2 protein-coding genes and 1 tRNA gene are annotated in these 2,238 nt (G+C 56.9%); 1 reads left to right on the top strand and 2 read right to left on the bottom strand.

What is annotated here, in order from left to right:
* Positions 1-171: 171 nt before the first annotated feature.
* Positions 172-1,353: an aldo/keto reductase gene (locus NW818_RS13150; RefSeq protein ID WP_414424807.1), complete on the bottom strand. Its 1,182-nt coding sequence runs from the start codon at positions 1,351-1,353 to the stop codon at positions 172-174.
* 177 nt (positions 1,354-1,530) lie between these two features.
* Positions 1,531-1,604, bottom strand: a tRNA-Asp gene (locus NW818_RS13145).
* A 49-nt stretch (positions 1,605-1,653) separates the two neighbouring features.
* Here NW818_RS13145 and NW818_RS13140 point away from each other — a divergent pair.
* Positions 1,654-2,166: a hypothetical protein gene (locus tag NW818_RS13140; protein WP_414358029.1), complete on the top strand. Its 513-nt coding sequence runs from the start codon at positions 1,654-1,656 to the stop codon at positions 2,164-2,166.
* The last annotated feature ends 72 nt before the right edge of the window (positions 2,167-2,238 follow it).

Genomic DNA, 2,238 nt, shown 5'->3' with positions numbered 1-2,238 from the left:
CGAAGCAGTCAGGGTCGGGTAGTTTACACTCTAACACGAGCTACCCAAATGAGATAAGGAGCCGCTGGCGGGAGCTGACAACTCTTTTTTTCCTGCGGTTAAAGAGTAAACCTTGCCATATCATCTTCTCCACCGGATCTCGACCGTCAAACGGGGGGATCCCTGAGCAAGCTAGCTCTGAGATAGGCGCTTCACCTCAGCTCCAGAGAGCAGGCGATGGGCTTCTTGCAACAAAGCCGGGATCCGGTCGCGGTGGGGGCTGTGGATAAGATAAGGTCGCAGGGCTTCGGCATCCACTTTGTCTGCCCGCTGGCCGGGGAGCCAACTGCCGGCATTGCCCAACAGGTTGTAACGGCTCTTGGCATAGTCCACCAAGTCATAGGCCAAGACCAAATTGCGCAGCAGCAGAATGAACGGGATATTCACTTGTCCGGGGGTTTGGTCGTAGCGAGGCAGGCCCTGGTGCCAAGTTTTGGCGTAGTGCTCTCCCACCTTCTCGATCAAAGCTTGCTCTAGGCGGGCCAGGATCGGCGGCAACAGCTCATCAGCCCGATCCAACAGCTCCACCGCCCGCAGGTGCTCATCAAAATCGCTGGGTCGAGCTGCCCCAATGCTGAGGGTGTGAACCTGGGGATGGGACAGACAGAACAGGTCGTTGAAGACCATTGGGCTGAGAGGTTGGCACAGCTGCACCAGCTTGGCGGGCGGATCGTAAAGCCTGCCCCCCTTGTCTGAGGGACTGATGATGAATACCCCCATATCCTGCTGGGCGGCAGCCTCAATGGCGGGCCAGTTGGTTTGGTTGACAAAATACCAGTGTAGGTTGACGTAATCAAAGCCCCCTGACTGTATGGCTTCCACAATCAACTCCGTTGGCCCATGGGTGGAGAAGCCAACGAAACGCACCCGTCCCTGCCGTACCAGGCGCTGACACACCTCCAGGCACCCCCCTGGACGCAGGCTGTGTTCCAAGTCTTCCCAGGTGTTCAACCCGTGGATGGCCAGCAGATCCACATAATCGAGGTTCAAGTAGCTCATCGATTGCTCGAACTTGGCCAGGAACTGCTGCGGGTCGGCGCTGGGGCCAATTTTCGTCTGCACAATCAGATCTTGCCGGGGAAAGAGCGGCAAAATGCGGCCCAACTGCATTTCAGAAGTGCCATAGCCGCGGGCAGTTTCGATGTGGTTGATGCCCACCTCCAAGGCCCGGCGAATCGTCGCCTCCAGGTTCTGCTGGCTTGCCGCTGGGATCCCTGACCAAGGAGTATCTTGCCAGCTGTGTTGATAGCGCATGCCACCACAGCTCAGCACAGGCATAGACAGCTCGGTACGCCCAAATCTGCGATACTGCATGGTTTTTCCCCTGGACTAAGCCCCATTTTAGGGCGGGCTTTCCATACCCCACCGCCGAAACTTGAACCCTGAGCCGGCCGCATTGTGCAGCAGTCACCGTCAGAAATCAAGAAATCAGATCAGTCTGGAAATGTGAGGGCTGCAGGGGAGCGACTAAGCTAGAGTGTTTTAGGAGTACGGGGCTGACGGGGCTCGAACCCGCAACTTCCGCCGTGACAGGGCGGTGCTCTAACCAATTGAACTACAGCCCCAATCGCTGCGAATATCTATTCTGGATGTGGATGAGGATTGTTGTCAATCATGGTGGTTAGTTTGGCAGCACAGGCCGCAACCCTTGTGGATACTGCTCCCCAAAACGGGATCCCGACGGCGGCAATGCAACAGGTGGCGGATGTGCTCACCCAGGTGGCTCAACACCTGGATCACCTGCAATACACCACCTTGCGCTACCCCGATGGCGGCTGGCTGACGGTGCGGGTGGTCGAGGATCCTGCTGCTGGCGAGGCGGAGTCTTTGTCCTCAGAGGGATCCCAGCCGACGACCCATCTGTGGATCCCGGCCTTCGGCCACCTGGAAGATGCCCACACCACGCTGGCAGAGCTTAAGGATCGAGCGCCGGAGCTGGAGACCGCTTCTTTTGGGGTCTTGGAGCTGTTGTTCTTGGCGTTGGGCCTTTCTCGGGCCGATGGTATTGTCTTTTACGACCAAGCTGGGGATCGGCAACAGGGCAAAACCGTAGCCTGCCGAGCTTTGATGGAACAGGTCAATCAATCGCTTCGCAGATGGGCCTCTCCACCCCCTTCAATGGCTTGAGCTCTTGAACTTTTCTCTTTTATGGTTTTGTGGTCATTTCGATTCAAACTAGGTTGTGTTGATCTTTCATTT

The sequence above is a fragment of the Synechococcus sp. R6-5 genome (assembly GCF_047461775.1).
Lineage (GTDB): Bacteria > Cyanobacteriota > Cyanobacteriia > Thermostichales > Thermostichaceae > Thermostichus.
This window is presented reverse-complemented; position numbering and strand designations above follow the sequence as displayed.

Coding starts and splice junctions, on each gene's coding strand:
- NW818_RS13150 (WP_414424807.1), bottom strand. CDS start 1,353: ATGCAGTATCGCAGATTTGGGCGTACCGAGCTGTCTATGCCTGTGCTG.
- NW818_RS13140 (WP_414358029.1), top strand. CDS start 1,654: ATGGTGGTTAGTTTGGCAGCACAGGCCGCAACCCTTGTGGATACTGCT.